The sequence below is a fragment of the Pseudomonas sp. NPDC087185 genome (genome assembly GCF_044744955.1).
In the GTDB taxonomy this organism is placed as follows: domain Bacteria; phylum Pseudomonadota; class Gammaproteobacteria; order Pseudomonadales; family Pseudomonadaceae; genus Aquipseudomonas.
On record NZ_JBIUZK010000001.1, the window covers coordinates 372480 to 390979 of the forward strand.

The window sequence follows — 18500 nt, forward strand, 5'->3', positions numbered from 1 at the left end:
CTGCGTTAAACAACATATCACCCATAAAACAAAAATCCCGCAGCAACGGGCGACGCTCCCCCTTTGCCTGCAGAAAACCACCCAACCTTGCAGGGCATGGCATGAATAGATATGTGATAAGCCTCGGTCTGATTCTCGGCAGTTGCGCAAGCATCGCCTCCGAACCCGGCCCGGCCGCCCCAGACCAGCCACCCACCGCGAAAAAGCCGTTCCCGCATATCGCCTGGCGCAGCGACGACGGCCAGAGCAGCCTGGACATCGGCGGCGCCCTGCGCGTCAACTACCGCGACGAACACTGGGACACCACCGAAAACAACGGCCGTTTCCTCTTCGACACTTTCCGCATCGATGTGCAAGCCAGCCATCGCCAGCTGTTCAGCGATGTCGGCTACTGGTTCCAGGACGACGGCAAGCGCTCCATCGACCGCGGCTACCTCGGCTACCGCTTCAGCCCGCAAGCCAACCTGCAGCTCGGTGCCCCGTTCAAGCCTTTCGGCCTGGAGCCCTACCCACAGTTCGGCTGGAGTTATCACATCCCGTTCTTCATGGGTTACGGCGTCAGCGCCGGCACGGGGCTGAAGTACAGCTACAAGGATGCGCAGTGGGACCTGCAACTGGGCTACTTCCCGCGCATGCTGCCGTCGAGCCTGCGCTATTCGCCGGAAGTCGGGCGGTATGCCGATCTAAACGACAACGCCGTGCCGGTCACCCAGTCGCGCCAGGACAACGAGAAACGCAACCAGGTCAACGCCCGCGTAGCCCGTACCTTCAGCGGCGATGGCTGGAAGACCGAGCTGGGTGCTTCGCTTGCCGCTGCCGGGCTGTATAACGCCACTACCCATGACGATGGCAGCTACTGGGCAGGCGGGGTGCACGCGCTGTTCAACCAGGGCCCATGGACGGTCACCGGCCAGGCGATCCGCTATGAATACGACCCGAAAAACCCGGCCGGCGTCAGCGACAATACGGTGCTGATGGGCGGCAACGGCCTGACCCCGGCCTACCTGATCGCCGCCAAGGCGACCATCGCCGCAGTCAACGTTGGTTATGACGTGTTCACCCCAAAGCTTGGGCAGTTGAAGAAGATCAAGCTCTACACCGATTACAGCCGGATGATGAAGGATGAGCATGGCTGGGACGATTCGCAGATGTTCACCGTCGGCGCGCAGTTTTTGGCCATGCCGATCATGGCCTGGGTCGACCTGACCTGGGCGCGCAATGCCAACCCGTTTGGTGGGGCGGAAAATGGCACGGGGTGGACAAGCACCGGTTCGGTCGGCAGCAATGACTGGTATTACCGGACCAATATCAACATCGGCTATTACTTCTGAAATTTTGATTCTGTCTGTACCGGCCTCATCGCCGGCTTGCCGGCGATGAGGCCGGTACAGACAACACAACCAAACCGCATTACGATAGGCAGCCCTCCTGACGCGTAACGCCCCATGCCCCCCGAGCAAACCCCAGCCTACAAGATCGTGCTCTGGCGCCTGGAGCAGGATGCCCAAGGTTACCCACCTGCGTCGGTCGAAGGCCTCTGGGCAAAGCCGACCGCAGCTGGCTACCAGGTCGACAGCATCCCCTTCTATGCCTACGGGATCGCACCCGGTGACACCATCAGCATCCGTGAAGACGGCGAGCAGTCCTGGTTCGAAGCCCTGCAGCAAAGCGGTGGTGCTTCGGTGTTCCGCATACGGGTAAAAGCTGCGGGCGACCTGGAACAGGTCCGCGCTGCACTGGAAGATTTCGGATGCCCCTGCGAAGTCGAACAGGCGGTAAGGATGCTGGCCGTCGAAGTGCCGCCAATGCGTGCACTCGACACCCTGCTCTACTACCTGCTGACTCAGCGTGAAGCCGGCACCCTGGACTTCGAGGAAGGCGTACTGCGCCACGCCATCCCCGAAGAGTTCCGCTAAGCGCCTACGCCTCGGCCAACCGCGCCGCCGGCTTGCGGAACACGAACAGCAAACCGACCACGATCAGGCCCATCCCCAGCAGGCTGAGCGGTGCCAGGCGGTTACCGAAGATCAGGAAATCCATCACCGCGGTCACCGCCGGCACCAAGTAGAACAGACTGGTGACATTGACCAGGTTGCCCTTGGCGATCAGCCGGTACAGCAGCAAGGTCGCCAACAGCGAAACCACCAGCCCCATCCACAGCAGCGCGCCGATAAAGCCGGCGCTCCACTCGACGTGCAGCGGTTGCAGCGGCGCGAACACCGCGCACAGGGCAAACCCTGCCAGGTACTGCAGCGGCAGTGTGCCCATCGGGTTGTCGGTGATGCGCTTTTGCAGGATCGAGCCGATGGTCATGCTGGCCAGTGCCAGCAAGGCAAACAGCATGCCGGCCAGCGACACGCCACCGAGATTGATGCCCTGGTAGACCACCATCACCAGCCCGCCAAGCCCAAGGCCCAGGCCAAACAGCCGGCTCCAGGCGTGCTGGCGCTCCATCAGCATCACGGTGAGGATCGGTTGCACGCCCATCACCGTGGCCATCACACCGGGGGTGACATGGGTATTGAGCGCCAGCAGGTAGAAGATCTGGTAGGCACCGAGCAGCACGCAGCCGGTGCACAGGGCGCGCAGCATCGCCCCCCGTGTGCGCGGCCAGCGCAATCCCAGCAACGGGCCGATCAGCAGCAACCCGGTCAGCGCCAGCGCCGAGCGCAGCAGCAGGAAGGCGAACGGGCTGGCCTGCGCCAGGCCGAGTTTGGAAACGATGGCGCCGCTGCTCCATAGCAGGACGAACAGGCTGGTAGTGGCCGCCGAGGCCACGGAAGCTTTGCAAAAAACAGACATGGTTGCACCTGTATTCGGGCAAATAAGCCGAACGGTGGGCGTGACCTTCATTAGGGGAAGTAGCCGACCGTGTTCAGTAGGTTGCGCGTGTGACGGGATGCGGCCAGAAGCCGATCAGCCCAACACGACCACGCAGCGAGGCGGAGCTACGCCGCCGACGACGCCACTGACAGGTGGTGGGTAATGACTGATCATGACCGGCTGCTGGCTGCCACGCACGACCATGCCCGCGACTGGCGCGATGGCAAAGCGTGTGGTGGAAGGGATGGCTGGCATGAACAGGGTCTTCGGGGAAGTGGATGCACCGGAATATAGCGGTGATTCAGAGGCTGGGCAATAGCTGGCCTTCTGTGATACCGATCGGGCCCCATCGCCTGAAAGCAGGCTCCCCCAGGTACGCCAAAGCTTTGGAGTCCTGTGCAGTACCTCTGGGAGCCGGCTTGCCGGCGATGGGGCCCGAACAGGCACCGATACCTCAGAACAACCAGTGATACAGCAGGTACGCCACCACCACCGCCAGCACCGGCCGCAGGATGCGGTAGGCCTTGGGGTTGGCGCGCTTGAACTGCTTCACGCGGGTGCTGATCTTGTTGCTGAAGCGCTTGCTCCAGGCATACGCCTGGTTGATCCCGCCCACGCGCTCGTCATCGGTGTTCTGCGGTGCGGTGGCGCGGCCGAGGAAGGCGCTGACCTGGCGGTTGATACGGGTCATCAGCGGGCTGCTCAGCGGGCGCTCGATGTCGCAGAACAGGATTACCCGGGTAACATCGGTTTCGTTCATCACCCAGTGCACGTAGGTTTCGTCGAACATCACATCCTCGCCATCACGCCAGGCGTAGACCTGGCCGTCGACATAGATGCGGCAGTCGTCGGAGTTCGGCGTCGACAGGCCCAGGTGGTAGCGCAGGGAGCCGGCAAACGGGTCGCGGTGCGGGTTGAGGTGGCTGCCACCGGGCAACAGGGCGAACATCGCACCTTTCACGTTAGGGATACTGCTGACCAGTTCCACGGTCTTGGGGCACAGCGCCTCGGCCGACGGCAGCGGTTTGTCGTACCACTTCAGGTAGAAACGCTTCCAGCCCTTCTTGAAGAACGAACCGAAGCCTGCGTCGTTGTCCTTCTCGGCCGCACGGATGTAACCCTCGTCGAACAGGCGCATGGCCTCTTCGCGGATCACCTGCCAGTTGTCCTTCAGCACATCCAGTTCAGGGAAGCGCTGGCGGTCCAGGTAAGGCTTGGACGGCACGCCCGAGAACAGGTACATCAGGCTGTTATACGGGGCGAACAGCGCCGAATGGTTGACGAACTGGCGCAGCACCGGCAGGCGCGCCTTGCCGCGCAGGTGCACGTACAGCACGCTGCCGAAAAACACCAGCAGGACACCCGCCTTGGCGACGAAGGAAAAGGTCATGCAACACTCCTTGGAATGGAACCAGGCCAGCGCTGCCTGCCTCCAGAAAAATCATCCGGCCATCATAAACCCATCCCGCCCATGTAAAAACAACCTGGGCGGGATCTCACTCATGAAGATTTTGCAATAAACCAGGCCGCCGAACGTTGCGCCGGATCAGCGGCAGGGCTGATTACTGCTGGTTTTCCTGCTCGCTGAACAGGTCGCTGAACAGCATGCTCGACAGGTAGCGTTCGCCAGAGTCAGGCAGGATTACGACGATGGTCTTACCCTGCATTTCCGGTTTTTCCGCCAGTCGCACCGCTGCCGCCATGGCCGCGCCACAGGAAATACCGCAGAGGATGCCCTCCTCCTGCATCAGGCGAATGGCCATGGCCTTGGATTCTTCGTCGGTCACGGTCTCGACCTGGTCGACGATCGACAGGTCGAGGTTTTTCGGTACGAAGCCTGCGCCGATGCCCTGGATCTTGTGCGGGCTAGGCTTGAGCGCTTCGCCAGCCAGGGTCTGGCTGATCAGCGGCGAGGACACCGGCTCCACCGCCACCGAGAGGATCGACTTGCCCTGGGTGTGCTTGATGTAGCGCGACACGCCGGTGATGGTGCCGCCGGTGCCGACGCCGGCCACCAGCACGTCGACCGCGCCGTCGGTGTCGTTCCAGATTTCCGGGCCGGTGGTCTGTTCATGGATGGCCGGGTTGGCCGGGTTGTCGAACTGGCCCGGCAGGAAGTACTGCGCAGGGTCGCAGGCAACGATCTCGTTGGCCTTCTCGATCGCGCCCTTCATGCCCTTGGCAGGCTCGGTGAGCACCAGCTCGGCACCCAGGGCCTTGAGCACCTTGCGCCGCTCCAGGCTCATGGAGGCCGGCATGGTCAGGATCAGCTTGTAGCCACGGGCGGCGGCGACGAAGGCCAGGCCGATACCGGTGTTGCCAGAGGTCGGCTCGACGATGGTCATGCCGGGCTTGAGCTTGCCGCTGCTTTCGGCATCCCAGACCATGTTCGCGCCGATCCGGCATTTGACCGAGTAACCCGGGTTGCGCCCCTCGATCTTGGCCAGGATGGTCACGCCGCGCGGGGCGATACGGTTGATCTGTACCAGCGGCGTGTTGCCGATGGAATGGGCGTTGTCTGCGTAGATACGGCTCATGGCAGGGTCCTTGGCATGAAATAGCAGGGAAAGACTTAAAGGGTAAGCCTGCCCCGGTGGCCCGTAAAGCCCGTTCGAACTCGCCCAGGCGGCCTGCGGTCAACCGCACAACCCGCCTTGGAGAACGCCGCGATGAAAGCCCGTTATCGCTGGCCGCTGGTCGGCCTGGCCAGCCTGGTCGTGCTGCTGGTGGCCCTGCACCTGGCGCTGCCATACCTGGTGCGCGATTACCTCAACGACAAGCTGGCGAACATGGGCGAGTACCGTGGCCAGGTCGCCGATGTGGACCTGGCCTGGTGGCGCGGTGCTTACCAGATCAACGGGCTGAAGATCGTCAAGACCACTGGCAAGGTGCCCGTGCCACTGCTTGATGCGCCGCTGATCGAGCTGTCGGTGAGCTGGCATTCACTGTGGTACGACCAGGCTGTGGTGGCCGAAGTGACCTTCGTGCGCCCCGAACTGAATTTCGTCGACGGCGGCAGCAAACAGGCCTCGCAGACCGGTCGCGGTACCGACTGGCGCCAGCAGCTGGAAAAACTGCTGCCGATCACCCTCAACGACGTGCGCATCGAGGATGGCACGTTGACCTTCCGCAACTTCAACTCCAAACCACCGGTCGACCTCAAGGCCACGCAACTGGATGCCAACATTCGCAACCTGACCAACGTGCGCGACGAAAAAGGCCGGCGCGATGCCAGCTTCGACGCCAACGCGCTGCTGCTGGGCGACGCCAAGGTCGAAAGCCGCGCCACCTTCGACCCGTTCAGCGACTTCGATGACTTCGAATTCCGTCTGCGCGCCACTGGCATCGAACTGCGCCGACTCAACGACTTCGCCAGCGCCTACGGCAAGTTCGACTTCAATGCCGGCCACGGCGATGTGGTGATCGAGGCGCAGGCGCAAAACGGCCGGCTCAACGGCTACATCAAGCCGCTGCTGCGCGATGTCGACGTGTTCAACTGGCAGCAGGATGTCGAGAACAAGAACAAGGGCTTTTTCCGCTCGGTATGGGAAGCATTGGTCGGGGCAAGCGAGACGGTGCTGAAGAACCAGCCAAAAAACCAGTTTGCCACCCGCGTGGAGCTCAGCGGCAGCGTGCACCAGCAGGACATCAGCGCCATCGAGGCGTTTTTGCAGATTTTGCGTAACGGGTTTATCCAGGCTTTCAATGCACGCTACGAGCAGCCCAAGCCTGATTCCGACTGAACGTGCGTGACGGGCCATTCAGGGACTGAATACCCGGTCTGCGTTTGCAGCGGCCCAGGGCAGGGGTATAGTCGCTGACAAACGACAAACCTACAGTGCCTGAACGGGCCCTATCGCCGGCAAGCCGGCGATAGGCCGGAACAGGCACCGCGCAGAGGACATTCCCGATGAAGTTCGAAGGCACCCGCGACTACGTCGCCACAGACGACCTGAAACTGGCGGTCAACGCGGCCATCACCCTCGAACGCCCGCTGCTGGTCAAGGGCGAGCCCGGCACCGGCAAGACCATGCTCGCCGAGCAGCTCGCGGCCTCCTTCGGCGCACGCCTGATCACTTGGCACATCAAGTCCACCACCAAGGCCCACCAGGGCCTGTATGAGTACGACGCGGTCAGCCGCCTGCGCGATTCGCAGCTGGGCACCGAAAAAGTCCACGACGTGCGCAACTACCTGAAAAAGGGCAAGCTCTGGGAAGCCTTCGAGGCCGACGAGCGGGTCATCCTGCTGATCGACGAGATCGACAAGGCCGACATCGAGTTCCCCAACGACCTGCTGCAGGAACTCGACAAGATGGAGTTCTACGTCTACGAAATCGACGAGACCATCAAGGCCAAGCAACGCCCGATCATCATCATCACCTCCAACAACGAAAAGGAGCTGCCCGACGCCTTCCTGCGCCGCTGCTTCTTCCACTACATCGCCTTCCCCGACCGCGACACCCTGCAACAGATCGTCGACGTGCACTACCCGAACATCAAGCAATCGCTGGTCAGCGAGGCGCTGGACGTGTTCTTCGACGTGCGCAAGGTGCCGGGCCTGAAGAAAAAGCCCTCCACTTCCGAGCTGGTCGACTGGCTCAAGCTGCTGATGGCCGACAACATCGGTGAAGCGGTGCTGCGCGAGCGCGACCCGACCAAGGCCATCCCACCGCTGGCCGGCGCCCTGGTGAAGAACGAACAGGACGTGCAGCTGCTGGAGCGACTGGCCTTCATGAGCCGGCGCGGCAACCGCTGACGGGGGCCGGTCATGCTGCTCAACCTGTTCAATGAAATGCGCGCGGCCAAGGTGCCGGTGTCGGTACGCGAACTGCTCGACTTGCTCAACGCCCTGCAGCAGCGCGTGGTGTTCGCCGACATGGACGAGTTCTACTACCTGGCCCGGGCCATCCTGGTGAAGGACGAGCGCCATTTCGACAAGTTCGACCGGGCCTTCTCCGCCTATTTCAAGGGCCTGGAAAACCTCGACCGGCACCTTGAGGCGCTGATCCCCGAAGACTGGCTGCGCAAGGAGTTCGAACGCTCGCTGACGGATGAGGAGCGTGCACAGATCCAGTCACTTGGCGGCCTGGACAAGCTGATCGAGGAGTTCAAGAAACGCCTCGAAGAGCAGAAGGAACGCCACGCCGGCGGCAACAAGTGGATCGGCACCGGCGGCACCAGCCCGTTCGGCTCGGGCGGCTTCAACCCCGAAGGCATCCGCGTCGGTGAGGCGGGCAAACGCCAGGGCAAAGCGGTAAAAGTCTGGGACCAGCGCGAGTACAAGAACCTCGACGACCAGGTCGAACTGGGCACCCGCAACATCAAGCTGGCCCTGCGCCGGCTGCGCAAGTTCGCCCGCGAAGGCGCCGCCGAAGAGCTGGACATCGACGGCACCATCGACCACACCGCGCGTGACGCCGGTTTGCTTAATATCCAGATGCGCCCGGAACGCCGCAACACCGTGAAGCTGTTGTTGCTGTTCGACATCGGCGGTTCGATGGATGCCCACGTCAAGGTGTGCGAAGAGCTGTTCTCGGCCTGCAAGACCGAGTTCAAGCACCTGGAGTATTACTACTTCCACAACTGCGTTTATGAATCGGTGTGGAAAAACAACCTGCGGCGTACCTCGGAACGGTTCTCCACCTTCGACCTGTTGCACAAGTACGGCGATGACTACAAGGTGGTATTCGTCGGTGACGCGGCCATGGCGCCCTACGAGATCACCCAGCCGGGTGGCAGCGTGGAACACTGGAACGAAGAGGCTGGGTATGTGTGGATTCAGCGCTTCATGGAGAAATTCAAGAAGGTCATCTGGATTAACCCGTACCCGAAGCAGGCCTGGGATTACACGGCGTCGACGCACCTGGTGCGTGACCTGATCGAGGACAAGATGTACCCGCTGACCTTGCAGGGGTTGGAGGATGGGATGCGGTACCTGTCCAAGTGATATCGCTTGCACCGGCCCTTTGCCGGCAAGCCGGCTCCCACAGTTACTCCACTGTATTTGAGCCCTGTGGAGTAACTGTGGGGGCCGGTAGCTTCACCGCCAGCGGTCGAGGTAAGACTGCTGCTCCCGCCACGCCTCATCCTGCACCACCGCTCTGAACCGCAGCGCCGCCCCCGGCATGCACTGCGCCAGCTGCGCCAATGCCAACGGCGTCAACGCCCCCAGCCGCGGATACCCGCCAATGGTCTGCCGGTCGTTGAGCAGCACGATCGGTTGCCCGTCCGGCGGCACCTGCACCGCACCCAATGGAATGCCTTCGGAAATCATCGGCGTGCCCTGGTAAACCAGCTGTGGCCCAAGCAAACGGATGCCCATGCGGTCGGCACGGCTGTCCAGCGTCCAGTCGCTGTTGAACGCCTCGAAGAGGCTCATGCCACTGAAATCACCGATCTGTGCGCCCATCACCAGGTCGAGTACAGGTTTTTGCGGATAACGTGGACGCAGTGCCTCAGGCACCTCACGCAGAGGCGATAACGTGCCGGCAAAGGCCAACATCTGCCCTTTGCCCAGTGCAGACCCGCGCCCATCGACGCCGCCCAACGCTTCACGCACAACAGTTGCGCAACTGCCGAGCACAACCTCACCCTGGAACCCACCCGGTGCCGCAAGATAAGCGCGCACCCCCTGCTTGGGCTGCTTCAACGTCAGCCGCTGGCCCTTGGCCAAGGCGAAGCTGCGCCAGGGTGCCTGCGGCTGGTCGTCGACCCGCGCGTCCAGGTCGGCGCCGGCCAGGGCCAGCACGCAGTTCTGCTCGGCCACGACCGTGAAACCGCCCAACGCCACCTCCACCACGGGCGCACCCAGTGGGTTGCCCAGCAGCCAGTTGGCCCACTGCATCGCCACCCAATCCAGCGCCCCGCCCTGGGTCACGCCCAGGTGGCGCACACCAAAGCGCCCGGCGTCCTGCAACTGGCACAAGGCGCTGCTGGCTTCGATCCTCAACTGCGTCATGCCAGTGCCTCCAGCGGGCTGTCATCTCCACCCAGCGCCATGAACTCGGCATGGGTCACCGCCACAAAGCGCACCCGGTCGCCCGGTTGCAGCAAGCTGTAGCCTTCGCGGTCGCGGTCGAACAGGCGCACCGGCGTTCGCCCGATCAGGTTCCAGCCACCCGGCGATACGGCGGGATAGGCTGCTGTCTGGCGCTCGGCAATGCCGACGCTGCCGGCCGCCACGCGCTTGCGCGGCGTGCTCAGGCGCGGGGACGCCAGGCGTTCGTCCACCAGCCCCATGAAGCCGAAGCCTGGGGCAAAGCCAAGTGCGAACACCGGGTACTCACGTTCGCTGTGCAGGCGGATCACCTCTTGCTCGCTCAAGCCGCTGCGCGCGGCCAGTACAGGCAGTTCAGGGCCGACACTGGCGTCGTACCACACGGCAATCTCATGCCGGCGCCCGCCGCTGCCGGTATCCGGCTGCAGCCCCTCCAGCGCCTGGGTAATCAGCGCCCTCGCCTGCCCTGGTGGCAGATCGAACTGCACCATCAGCGTGGTGTAGGACGGCACCAGGTCCACCAGGTGCTCGCCGAACGCGGCGCCCAGGCGCTGGCCGGCAGCGAGCACCCACGGCATGTTGGCTTCGTCGATGGCGTCGAACAGGCGCACCATCAAGCTGTCGATGGCGACTGCTTCGATGCGCAACTTCATGCCTGCTCCAGCGCATCGAGGGCCTGACGGATCTGCCGCACTGCCGCCACCGAACTGTCGTTGTCACCGTGCACGCACAAGGTACTGGCCTGCAGGCGCAGCGCACTGCCGTCATCGGCCACCAGCGTTTCGGCACGGGCCAGGCGCAGGGCCTGTTCAATGACCAGCGCCGGGTCATGGTGCACCGCACCGGGCAGGCGCCGCGACACCAGGTGGCCGCTGGCGGTGTAGGCACGGTCGGCGAAGGCTTCGAACCACAGCGGCACGCCGATTTCATCGCCCAGGGCCTGGGCGGCGCTGTCGTCGGCCGTGGCCATGAGCATCAGCGGCAGGCCGCTGTCGTAGGCTGCCACGGCTTCGAGCACGGCGCGCAGCTTGAGCGGGTCGGCCATCATGTCGTTGTACAGCGCGCCATGGGGTTTGACGTAGGCCACGCGGCTGCCAAGCACCTTGCAGATGCCATCGAGGGCGCCGATCTGGTAGTGCAGCAGGTCACGGATCTCCTCGCTGCTGCAGGCCATGGAACGGCGGCCGAAGCCGACCAGGTCGGGGTATGCCGGGTGGGCGCCGATGGTCACCCCGTGCTGCAGCGCCAGGGCCACCGTGCGGCGCATGGTGCCAGGATCGCCGGCATGGTAGCCGCAGGCGATGTTGGCGCAGTCGATATAGGGCATTACCTCGGCATCCAGGCCCATGCGCCAGCTGCCAAAACTTTCGCCCATGTCGCAATTGAGTAGCAGGCGTTTCACCTGGCGTGCTCCTGTGTCGATGTTCATGTGCCTACCTTAGCGCGCCTGGAGGTGTTTGCCGCGGGTCTCCGGCAGGCTCAAGGCCGCCAGGATCACCACGCCGTAGGACACTGCGGCAAAGCCACCAATGCTCAGCCCCAGCGGTATCGTCTGCCCGAGCAGGCCGATCAACAACGGGAACATCGCCGCGAAGACCTTGCCGATGTTGTAGCAGAAGCCCTGCCCCGAGCCACGAATGCGGGTGGGGAACAGTTCGGTGAGAAAAGCGCCCATGCCGCTGAAAATGCCCGAGGCAAAGAAGCCCAGCGGGAAGCCCAACCACAGCATCACGCCATCGCTGACCGGCATCTGCGTGTACAGCAGCACGATGATGAACGAACCCACGGCGAACAGGATGAAGTTCTTCTTGCGCCCCAGGATGTCGGACAGGTATGCGCTGACCACGTAGCCCACGTAGGAGCCGACAATCACCATCGCCAGGTACCCGCCGGTACCCAGCACGCTCAGGCCGCGCTCGGTCTTGAGGAAGGTCGGCAGCCACGAGGTGATGGCGTAGTAGCCGCCGAGCGCACCGGTGGTCAGCAACGAAGCACGCACCGTGGTCCAGAGCATGCCAGGGGCAAAGATCTCGTAGAACTGCGCAGGCGCCTCGGCCTTTTCCACGGCCTTGGCCTGGCGATACACCTCGGGGTCCTTGACCAGGCGGCGAACGAAGATCACGAAAATCGCCGGCACCAGCCCCAGCAGGAACAACGCGCGCCAGGCCTGCTCCGCCGGCAGCCAGGAGAACAGCAGCGCGTAGAGGATCGCCGTCAGGCCCCAGCCGAGCGCCCAGCCCGACTGCACCATGCCCACCGCCTTGCCACGGTCCTGGGCACGGATCACTTCGCCGATCAGCACCGCGCCAGCGGTCCATTCACCGCCGAAACCGAAGCCCATCAGGGTGCGAGCAATCAGCAGCTGTTCATAGTTCTGCGCAAAGCCGCACAGGAAGGTGAAGAAGGCGAACCAGAGCACCGTCAGCTGCAGGGTGCGCACCCGGCCGATGCGGTCGGAGAGGATGCCGGCGACCCAGCCGCCGACGGCCGAGGCGATCAACGTGCTGGTGTGGATGAGCCCGGCCTCGGTGGTGCTGATGCCCCACAGCATGATCAGCGTGGGGATGACGAAGCTGAGCATCTGCGTGTCCATGCCGTCCAGGCCATAGCCGATCTTGCAGCTCCAGAAGGTGCGCCGTTGCTGGGAGTCGATGTCGCGGTACCAGGCGAACGGCCCGGTCGAAGGTGGGGATTGCACCTGTTGCTGCACGCCGCTTGGGTTCATGCTTGCCTCGGCTTGTTGGTATTGTTTTATGGGCGACGTCTGGCGTCGCGGCCTGTGCGTCATGTTCAGAGCCCACGCCCTCTGCGTCCAACGAGAAAAACCGCCGGTCTGGAACAAGAAAAACTGATCATGAACCTTCGTTTCCTCGAAACCTTCGTCTGGGTCGCCCGGCTCAAGAGCTTCCGCCTCACCGCCGAAAAGCTGTTCACCACCCAGGCGTCGGTCTCCAGCCGCATCGCCGCGCTGGAAGCCGACCTTGGCGTCAAGCTGCTGCTGCGCGACTCACGCGGCGTCAGCCTGACCCCAGAGGGCAGCAAGGTGCTGGAGTACGCAGAACGCATGCTCGACACCGCCAAGGCCATGAAGCAGTCGCTGGACAGCGACCGGGCCAAGGTCGGGCGTATTCGCTTGGGGGTGATGGACACGGTGATCCACACCTGGATGAGCGCACTGGTCGCCGAGCTGGCCGAACGCTACCCGCAAATGGAAATCGAGCTGGTCGCCGATACGGCGCTGAACCTGCGCGAACAGCTGCAAAAAGGCTTTCTCGATGTCATTTTGCAGACCGACCTGCTGCGCGAGCAGTCGATCCGCAGCCTGGACCTGGCACGCTACCCCATGGGCTGGGTGGTGGCCGCAGGTGGCGCCCAGCACCGCGATTACGCTTCGCTGGCCGAACTTGCCCGTGAGCGTATCGTGACGTTTTCGAAGAACTCGCGGCCGCACCAGGAAGTGCTCAGCCTGTTGCAAGGCGCGGGGGTCGAAAGCCCCCGGCTGAACTGCGTGAACTCGGTGGCGGCAATCACCCGCCTGCTGCGCGATGGCTTCGGCATCGGCGCACTGCCGCCGGCATTGGTGGATGCCGAGTTGAGCCGGGGGGAACTGGTGTTGCTGCAAGGCCTGCAGCCACCGCCGAGCCTGGAGCTGGTGGTCGCCTGGCAGACCGGGGTGGCGCTGGTGGACGAGGTGGTCGGCGTGTGCCGGCAGGTCCTGGAGCGGTATGCGCGGGATGTGGGTGGCCAGCGGATTGTTTTAGTCTGATCGTTTTGCAGTGCATGTGCCGGCCTCTTCGGGTAAATCCGCAAAGAGGCCGGCACAGCTGGCGCAGAAGCTCAGCGCCAGCTTTCTTTGACCGCCTTGCGGCGCCCCCCGAGGATTACCCAGCCAACACCCAGCAACAGGCTCTCGACCACGAACGCCAGCACAAAGCCTGCGCCAACACCCCAGCCGATCGCCTCCGGCACCAGCAAAATCTGGTAGCTATACCCCTTCAGCGTCTCTTCGCGCAGCTGCGGGTCCGGCTGCACCAGCACATGCCAGGTCGTGGTGACCCACGAGCCCTGCAGCGCCTGCCACTCGTTCTCCAGCAACTGGTTGCGGATCATCAGGCTCTCGATGCTGTTGGCATCGCTGTTGAATACCGGGTCGTCACTGCTGCGGTAATGCCGCAGCAGCGCCTGCAGGTCGCCGTTGAAGAAGCGCTCGGCAGTCTGCTTGAAGCCATCGAGGGCCTGGCGCGACTCGAACAGGTGCGCCTCGACCCGCTGGCTGTAGTCCTTGACCAGCCCAGGCACCTGGATACCGGCCAACAGGCCGAAGGTGAACAGCAACAACCGCAGGTAACTTCTGAACATGCAGCTTCCTTAGCTCTGGCCTTGCGAAACGCACTCTCCGTGCCGCCACAGGGCCCATTGGCCGGGCTCGTAGCGCCGCCAGGTCTCGTTCTCGGTCAACGCCTCGGTGGCAATCACCGTGACCACGTCATTGGGGGTAGTTTCGGTGTGAAAATCGACGATCAGGTCGACATCCTTCAAGCGTGCCGCACCAAACGGCGCGCGACGGGTAATGTGCACCAGCTTGGTCGAGCAGAAGCAGAACAGCCAGTCGCCATCGCTGAGCAGGCAGTTGAACACGCCCTTGCCGCGATATTCGGCACAGGCGTCGACCAGCACCGGCAGCAGCTGTTCCACCTCGACTGGCTCGGGGAAGGCGGCGCGGATGCGGTTGAGCAGGTCGCAGAAGGCGGCTTCGCTGTCGGTATCGCCGATGGGCCGGTAGAAGGTCGCCTCGCCTCTGAACTCACCCAACTGGCCGTTGTGCGCAAAGCACCAATTGCGGCCCCACATTTCACGGACGAACGGGTGGGTATTGGACAGGCACACGCGGCCGACGTTGGCCTGACGGATGTGGCCAATGACCACTTCGCTCTTGATCGGGTAACGCTGCACCAGGTTGGCCACTTCCGACTCGCTGCTCGCCGCCGGGTCCTGGAACAGGCGCAGGCCGCGGCCTTCGTAGAAGCCGATGCCCCAGCCGTCGCGGTGCGGGCCGGTGCGCCCGCCGCGCTGCATCAGGCCGGTGAAGCTGAAGACGATGTCGGTGGGGACGTTGGCACTCATGCCCAGCAGTTCGCACATGGTGGTCTCCGGGCTTACAGACGTGGCTCGACCCGGCCGCCGGCAGGTGCGGCAGGCGGCGGGTCATTGCGGTAACGGTCGCGACGTTCGCCGGCCAGCGGGGCATCTACCGCCAAGGCGTCGTCCTCGGCCGCCTGGCGCTTGGCGGCGGCGTCAGCCTGTTCGCGACGCTCGCGGGCGCGTTTTTCCAACGGCCAGCGCAGCAGCACGAAGGCAATGTAAAGGGCAAAGGCGATCAAGCCATACATGGCGAAGTCGGAAACGGCGCGCCAGGCGTTGTTGCCGACCTTGAAGGCGACGTCCAGGGCCGTGATGGCCACGGCCGGGGCCATGGCGTCCTTACCGGGGTCGACCACGGTCGGGGTCAGCAGCAGGACCGCGAGGATCACCCGCAGCGGCTCACGCAGCCAGCGCCACATCCAGCCGGTGAGTTTGAAACCCACCCAGATGCAGCCCAGGGCAGCAACGGCGTAGAGGCCCCAGGCGAGGGTATAGTCGTTCTCGGTCATGGTGATCGTGCAAGCCAGGCAAAGAGTTGCCTATGATAAACACTTTTCCGGGCGCAGGCGCCCCCTAGCCAAGAGATCCCCGATGCCCAACGCGCTCCAGTCCCCCATTGCCCGCCAGGACCAGGCCGCCGACCCCTATGCCTGGCTGCAACAGCGCGACACCCCTGAAGTGCTCGACTACCTGCAGGCGGAGAACGCCTACCAGGAAGCCTGCCTGGCCGATCAGGCGCCCCTGCGCGAGCAGCTGTTCGAAGAGATCAAGGGCCGCATCCTCGAAACCGACCTGTCGCTGCCTTCGCCCTGGGGGCCGTACCTGTACTACACCCGTACCACTGCGGGCGACGAGTACCCGCGCCACTACCGCTGCCCACGCCCGGCGGACGACTCCAACACGGTGGACGAAAGCCAGGAGCAGCTGCTGCTCGACCCCAACGTCCTGGCCAACGGTGGTTTCCTGGCCCTCGGCGCGTTCAATGTCAGCCCCGACCACCGCCTACTGGCCTACAGCCTCGACACCACCGGCGACGAAATCTACACCCTGTACGTCAAGGACCTGGCCAGCGACAACGTGACCGCCCTGCCCTTCGATGACTGCGACGGCAGCCTGACCTGGGCTAACGACAGCCAGACGCTGTTCTTCGCCGAGCTGGACGACACCCACCGCCCCTGGCGCCTGCGCCGTTACACCCTGGGCGAGGCCGACGCGCACACCGTGTTCGAGGAAGCCGACGGCCGTTTCTTCCTGCATTGCTACCGCTCGAGTTCGGAAAAACAGCTGGTGCTGCTGCTCAACAGCAAGACCACCAGCGAAGCCTGGGCGCTGGACGCCGAAACCCCGCGGGCGGCATTCACCTGCCTGGCGCCCCGTGTAGAAGGCCATGAGTACTTCCCCGACCACGGCCAGCTCGATGGGCAGTGGCGCTGGTTCATCCGCAGCAACCAGGACGGCATCAACTTCGCCCTCTACCAGGCCCCGGCCGACCAGGTGCCCACCCGCAAGCAATGGCAGGTACTGGTGGCGCACCGCAACGACATCATGCTCGAAGGCCTCAGCCTGAATGCCGGCGCGCTGACCCTGAGCCTGCGCGAAGGCGGCCTGCCGATCATCGAAGTGCGTCCGCAAGGCCTGCCGGCCTACCGCGTCGAACTGCCGGACGCCGCCTACAGCCTGTACGTGCAGGACAGCCTGGAATTTGCCAGCAGCCGCGTGCGCCTGCGCTACGAGGCACTCAACCGCCCGGCCCAGGTACGTCAGCTGGAGCTGGCCACGGGCGCGCAAGTGGTGCTCAAGCAGACCCCGGTGCTGGGCGAGTTCGATGCCGACGACTACGTCAGCGAACGCCTGTGGGCCACGGCCGCAGACGGTACCCAGGTGCCGATCAGCCTGGTGCGCCGCAAGCAGGACCAGGGCAAGACCGTCCCGCTCTACCTTTACGGCTACGGCGCCTATGGCGAAAGCCTCGACCCATGGTTCTCGCACGCCCGCCTCAGCCTGCTGCAACGCGGCGTGGGCTTTGCCATCGCCCATGTACGCGGCGGCGGCGAGCTGGGCGAAGCGTGGTACCGCGCCGGCAAGCAGGAACACAAGCACAACAGCTTCAACGACTTCATTGCCTGCGCCGAGCACCTGATCGCCCAGGGCGTGACGGCCTCCGACCGCCTGGCCATCAGCGGCGGCAGCGCCGGCGGCCTGCTGATCGGCGCGGTGCTCAACCTGCGCCCCGCGCTGTTCCGCTGCGCGATCGCCGAAGTGCCGTTCGTCGATGTGCTCAACACCATGCTCGACCCCGAGCTGCCACTGACCGTCACCGAATACGACGAATGGGGCAACCCTGAAGAGCCCGAGGTGTTTGAACGGATCAAGGCCTACGCGCCCTACGAGAATGTCAGTGCCCAGGCCTACCCAGCCATGCTGGTGGTCGCTGGCTACAACGACAGCCGCGTGCAGTATTGGGAGGCGGCCAAGTGGGTGGCGCGCCTGCGTACGCGCAAGACTGACGACAACCTGCTGCTGCTCAAGACCGAAATGGGCGCAGGACATGGTGGGATGAGTGGGCGGTATCAGGGGCTGAAAGATGTCGCGCTGGAATATGCGTTTGTCTTCAATGAGCTGGGCGTGGCGTAAAACACGTTTTATGTTGTCATAGGCATGCTGCCCGCTCCCACCGGGGTGGGAGGGGCTCAACAGATACCGGACAACACGAAGAACAACACATGCCCGACCAAACCCACCTCAGCGCCGAAATCCGCGACATGCTCATGGATTGCGGCCTGTTCGACACCTTCCAGCCCAGCGACTGCCTCACCGCCGCCGGCTATTTCAGCCTCGCCACCATGAGCGAGGGCGAAACCATCTTCAACGAAGGCGACGCCGGCACGTTCATGTGCATCCTGCACCGCGGCGTCGTTTCCGTACGCAAGACCGACGGCAATGGCAGTCAGGTAGAAATCGCGACCCTGCGCAGTGGCCGCGTGTTCGGCGAGATGGCCGTGCTCGACGGCGAGCGCCGCTCGGCCACTTGCGTCGCTGCCAGCGACTGCCAGCTGCTGACCCTGGGCAAGGACTCGCTGGAAAAGATGCTCAACGAAGCACCGCGCATCGCCGCTCGGATCATCCGCGCGCTGGCCGTGGCCTTGTCGAAGCGCCTGCGCATGCAGGACGGCCAGCGCCTCTCGCTCTAGTCGTCATCCGCCGCCGGTTTGGCAGGCTCGGTGCGCAAACCGGGCAACGGCTGATCCTTCGGCGGCCCTGGCACTGGGATGGGCGGCAGCAGCGGCGCACCGGGCTGGCGGTCATAGGCCTTGGGCGGGGTACTCGGGGTGATCTGTGGGTACGGCGTGGGCGTCGCGGTGCCGGGCGCGCCGGGCACCGGCGTGGTGATACGTGGCGGGGTGCTGGCGGCCTGTGCCACGGGCAGGCTGGCGAGCAGCAGTGCGGCGAGGAGCGCGTGAAACATCTGCAACCTCCTGTCTGAACATTCCTACAGGCTACGCCTTAATGAATCTTTTCGCCTGTCCGCCCGCCCTGC

General features: G+C 64.0%; 20 protein-coding genes. 8 read left to right on the plus strand and 12 right to left on the minus strand.

What is annotated here, in order from left to right:
• Nucleotides 1-101: 101 nt before the first annotated feature.
• Both ACIPIJ_RS01690 and ACIPIJ_RS01695 read left to right on the plus strand, forming a co-directional pair.
• Complete coding sequence (locus ACIPIJ_RS01690; RefSeq protein ID WP_401072115.1) at nucleotides 102-1331, plus strand: hypothetical protein; 1230 nt, start codon at nucleotides 102-104, stop codon at nucleotides 1329-1331.
• Nucleotides 1332-1445: 114 nt separating this feature from the next.
• Nucleotides 1446-1916, plus strand: coding sequence for a DUF4265 domain-containing protein (locus ACIPIJ_RS01695; RefSeq protein WP_401072117.1), 471 nt, complete (start codon nucleotides 1446-1448; stop codon nucleotides 1914-1916).
• Between the two features lie 4 nt (nucleotides 1917-1920).
• Here the strand turns inward: ACIPIJ_RS01695 and ACIPIJ_RS01700 are convergent, their stop codons facing one another.
• The 4 genes from ACIPIJ_RS01700 to cysK all read right to left on the minus strand — a co-directional run bounded on the left by ACIPIJ_RS01700 (nucleotide 1921) and on the right by cysK (nucleotide 5360).
• Nucleotides 1921-2802, minus strand: coding sequence for a DMT family transporter (locus ACIPIJ_RS01700; protein ID WP_401072119.1), 882 nt, complete (start codon nucleotides 2800-2802; stop codon nucleotides 1921-1923).
• A gap of 114 nt (nucleotides 2803-2916) precedes the next feature.
• Nucleotides 2917-3078, minus strand: coding sequence for a hypothetical protein (locus ACIPIJ_RS01705; RefSeq protein WP_401072121.1), 162 nt, complete (start codon nucleotides 3076-3078; stop codon nucleotides 2917-2919).
• A 199-nt stretch (nucleotides 3079-3277) separates the two neighbouring features.
• A complete protein-coding gene (locus tag ACIPIJ_RS01710) occupies nucleotides 3278-4213 on the minus strand; it encodes an aspartyl/asparaginyl beta-hydroxylase domain-containing protein (protein WP_401072123.1) in 936 nt (311 codons plus the stop codon).
• 172 nt (nucleotides 4214-4385) lie between these two features.
• A complete protein-coding gene (cysK, locus tag ACIPIJ_RS01715; protein WP_401072125.1) occupies nucleotides 4386-5360 on the minus strand; it encodes a cysteine synthase A in 975 nt (324 codons plus the stop codon).
• Between the two features lie 132 nt (nucleotides 5361-5492).
• Here cysK and ACIPIJ_RS01720 point away from each other — a divergent pair, with 132 nt between their 5' ends.
• The 3 genes from ACIPIJ_RS01720 to ACIPIJ_RS01730 all read left to right on the plus strand — a co-directional run bounded on the left by ACIPIJ_RS01720 (nucleotide 5493) and on the right by ACIPIJ_RS01730 (nucleotide 8770).
• Nucleotides 5493-6566 carry a DUF748 domain-containing protein gene (locus tag ACIPIJ_RS01720; protein WP_401072127.1) on the plus strand — a complete coding sequence of 358 codons (1074 nt, stop codon included), beginning with the start codon at nucleotides 5493-5495 and terminating at the stop codon, nucleotides 6564-6566.
• A gap of 167 nt (nucleotides 6567-6733) precedes the next feature.
• On the plus strand, nucleotides 6734-7579 hold the full coding sequence (locus ACIPIJ_RS01725) for an AAA family ATPase (RefSeq protein WP_401072129.1): 846 nt from the start codon (nucleotides 6734-6736) through the stop codon (nucleotides 7577-7579).
• Between the two features lie 12 nt (nucleotides 7580-7591).
• Nucleotides 7592-8770 carry a VWA domain-containing protein gene (locus tag ACIPIJ_RS01730; RefSeq protein ID WP_346611652.1) on the plus strand — a complete coding sequence of 393 codons (1179 nt, stop codon included), beginning with the start codon at nucleotides 7592-7594 and terminating at the stop codon, nucleotides 8768-8770.
• A gap of 93 nt (nucleotides 8771-8863) precedes the next feature.
• On the opposite strand, the gene ACIPIJ_RS01735 is transcribed toward ACIPIJ_RS01730, so the two are convergent.
• The 4 genes from ACIPIJ_RS01735 to ACIPIJ_RS01750 are packed head-to-tail and all read right to left on the minus strand — an operon-like array spanning nucleotide 8864 to nucleotide 12545.
• Nucleotides 8864-9781: a biotin-dependent carboxyltransferase family protein gene (locus tag ACIPIJ_RS01735; protein ID WP_401072131.1), complete on the minus strand. Its 918-nt coding sequence runs from the start codon at nucleotides 9779-9781 to the stop codon at nucleotides 8864-8866.
• Nucleotides 9778-10473: a 5-oxoprolinase subunit PxpB gene (pxpB, locus tag ACIPIJ_RS01740; protein ID WP_401072133.1), complete on the minus strand. Its 696-nt coding sequence runs from the start codon at nucleotides 10471-10473 to the stop codon at nucleotides 9778-9780. The genes ACIPIJ_RS01735 and pxpB overlap by 4 nt, the downstream gene beginning before the upstream one ends.
• The gene (locus ACIPIJ_RS01745; RefSeq protein ID WP_401072135.1) at nucleotides 10470-11249 is read right to left on the minus strand and encodes a 5-oxoprolinase subunit PxpA; all 780 of its coding nucleotides are present in this window, start codon (nucleotides 11247-11249) and stop codon (nucleotides 10470-10472) included. Before ACIPIJ_RS01745 ends, pxpB begins: the two co-directional genes overlap by 4 nt.
• Before the next feature lie 9 nt (nucleotides 11250-11258).
• Nucleotides 11259-12545, minus strand: a complete 1287-nt coding sequence (locus tag ACIPIJ_RS01750) for an MFS transporter (protein WP_401072137.1) — start codon at nucleotides 12543-12545, stop codon at nucleotides 11259-11261.
• Nucleotides 12546-12674: 129 nt separating this feature from the next.
• On the opposite strand from ACIPIJ_RS01750, the gene ACIPIJ_RS01755 reads away from it, so the two are divergent.
• Entirely contained in the window at nucleotides 12675-13586 is a 912-nt protein-coding gene (locus tag ACIPIJ_RS01755; RefSeq protein WP_401072139.1) for a LysR family transcriptional regulator, read from the plus strand.
• 71 nt (nucleotides 13587-13657) lie between these two features.
• Here the strand turns inward: ACIPIJ_RS01755 and ACIPIJ_RS01760 are convergent, their stop codons facing one another.
• The 3 genes from ACIPIJ_RS01760 to ACIPIJ_RS01770 are packed head-to-tail and all read right to left on the minus strand — an operon-like array spanning nucleotide 13658 to nucleotide 15471.
• On the minus strand, nucleotides 13658-14179 hold the full coding sequence (locus tag ACIPIJ_RS01760) for a DUF2937 family protein (protein ID WP_401072141.1): 522 nt from the start codon (nucleotides 14177-14179) through the stop codon (nucleotides 13658-13660).
• Nucleotides 14180-14188: 9 nt separating this feature from the next.
• Nucleotides 14189-14962 carry a class II glutamine amidotransferase gene (locus ACIPIJ_RS01765; RefSeq protein WP_401072143.1) on the minus strand — a complete coding sequence of 258 codons (774 nt, stop codon included), beginning with the start codon at nucleotides 14960-14962 and terminating at the stop codon, nucleotides 14189-14191.
• A 14-nt stretch (nucleotides 14963-14976) separates the two neighbouring features.
• Entirely contained in the window at nucleotides 14977-15471 is a 495-nt protein-coding gene (locus tag ACIPIJ_RS01770; RefSeq protein WP_401072145.1) for an MFS transporter, read from the minus strand.
• An 82-nt stretch (nucleotides 15472-15553) separates the two neighbouring features.
• Between ACIPIJ_RS01770 and ACIPIJ_RS01775 the strand changes: the two genes are divergently transcribed.
• Entirely contained in the window at nucleotides 15554-17596 is a 2043-nt protein-coding gene (locus ACIPIJ_RS01775; RefSeq protein WP_401072147.1) for a S9 family peptidase, read from the plus strand.
• Between the two features lie 89 nt (nucleotides 17597-17685).
• Nucleotides 17686-18153, plus strand: a complete 468-nt coding sequence (locus tag ACIPIJ_RS01780; RefSeq protein ID WP_401072149.1) for a cyclic nucleotide-binding domain-containing protein — start codon at nucleotides 17686-17688, stop codon at nucleotides 18151-18153.
• Here ACIPIJ_RS01780 and ACIPIJ_RS01785 read toward each other — a convergent pair.
• Nucleotides 18150-18428: a hypothetical protein gene (locus ACIPIJ_RS01785; protein ID WP_401072151.1), complete on the minus strand. Its 279-nt coding sequence runs from the start codon at nucleotides 18426-18428 to the stop codon at nucleotides 18150-18152. The two genes, ACIPIJ_RS01780 and ACIPIJ_RS01785, sit on opposite strands and share 4 nt — an antisense overlap.
• Between the last annotated feature and the right edge of the window lie 72 nt (nucleotides 18429-18500).

Coding starts and splice junctions, on each gene's coding strand:
- cysK (WP_401072125.1), bottom strand. CDS start 5,360: ATGAGCCGTATCTACGCAGACAACGCCCATTCCATCGGCAACACGCCG.
- ACIPIJ_RS01700 (WP_401072119.1), bottom strand. CDS start 2,802: ATGTCTGTTTTTTGCAAAGCTTCCGTGGCCTCGGCGGCCACTACCAGC.
- ACIPIJ_RS01725 (WP_401072129.1), top strand. CDS start 6,734: ATGAAGTTCGAAGGCACCCGCGACTACGTCGCCACAGACGACCTGAAA.
- ACIPIJ_RS01750 (WP_401072137.1), bottom strand. CDS start 12,545: ATGAACCCAAGCGGCGTGCAGCAACAGGTGCAATCCCCACCTTCGACC.
- pxpB (WP_401072133.1), bottom strand. CDS start 10,473: ATGAAGTTGCGCATCGAAGCAGTCGCCATCGACAGCTTGATGGTGCGC.
- ACIPIJ_RS01730 (WP_346611652.1), top strand. CDS start 7,592: ATGCTGCTCAACCTGTTCAATGAAATGCGCGCGGCCAAGGTGCCGGTG.
- ACIPIJ_RS01770 (WP_401072145.1), bottom strand. CDS start 15,471: ATGACCGAGAACGACTATACCCTCGCCTGGGGCCTCTACGCCGTTGCT.
- ACIPIJ_RS01785 (WP_401072151.1), bottom strand. CDS start 18,428: ATGTTTCACGCGCTCCTCGCCGCACTGCTGCTCGCCAGCCTGCCCGTG.
- ACIPIJ_RS01755 (WP_401072139.1), top strand. CDS start 12,675: ATGAACCTTCGTTTCCTCGAAACCTTCGTCTGGGTCGCCCGGCTCAAG.
- ACIPIJ_RS01720 (WP_401072127.1), top strand. CDS start 5,493: ATGAAAGCCCGTTATCGCTGGCCGCTGGTCGGCCTGGCCAGCCTGGTC.
- ACIPIJ_RS01695 (WP_401072117.1), top strand. CDS start 1,446: ATGCCCCCCGAGCAAACCCCAGCCTACAAGATCGTGCTCTGGCGCCTG.
- ACIPIJ_RS01745 (WP_401072135.1), bottom strand. CDS start 11,249: ATGAACATCGACACAGGAGCACGCCAGGTGAAACGCCTGCTACTCAAT.
- ACIPIJ_RS01690 (WP_401072115.1), top strand. CDS start 102: ATGAATAGATATGTGATAAGCCTCGGTCTGATTCTCGGCAGTTGCGCA.
- ACIPIJ_RS01710 (WP_401072123.1), bottom strand. CDS start 4,213: ATGACCTTTTCCTTCGTCGCCAAGGCGGGTGTCCTGCTGGTGTTTTTC.
- ACIPIJ_RS01765 (WP_401072143.1), bottom strand. CDS start 14,962: ATGTGCGAACTGCTGGGCATGAGTGCCAACGTCCCCACCGACATCGTC.
- ACIPIJ_RS01735 (WP_401072131.1), bottom strand. CDS start 9,781: ATGACGCAGTTGAGGATCGAAGCCAGCAGCGCCTTGTGCCAGTTGCAG.
- ACIPIJ_RS01780 (WP_401072149.1), top strand. CDS start 17,686: ATGCCCGACCAAACCCACCTCAGCGCCGAAATCCGCGACATGCTCATG.
- ACIPIJ_RS01705 (WP_401072121.1), bottom strand. CDS start 3,078: ATGCCAGCCATCCCTTCCACCACACGCTTTGCCATCGCGCCAGTCGCG.
- ACIPIJ_RS01760 (WP_401072141.1), bottom strand. CDS start 14,179: ATGTTCAGAAGTTACCTGCGGTTGTTGCTGTTCACCTTCGGCCTGTTG.
- ACIPIJ_RS01775 (WP_401072147.1), top strand. CDS start 15,554: ATGCCCAACGCGCTCCAGTCCCCCATTGCCCGCCAGGACCAGGCCGCC.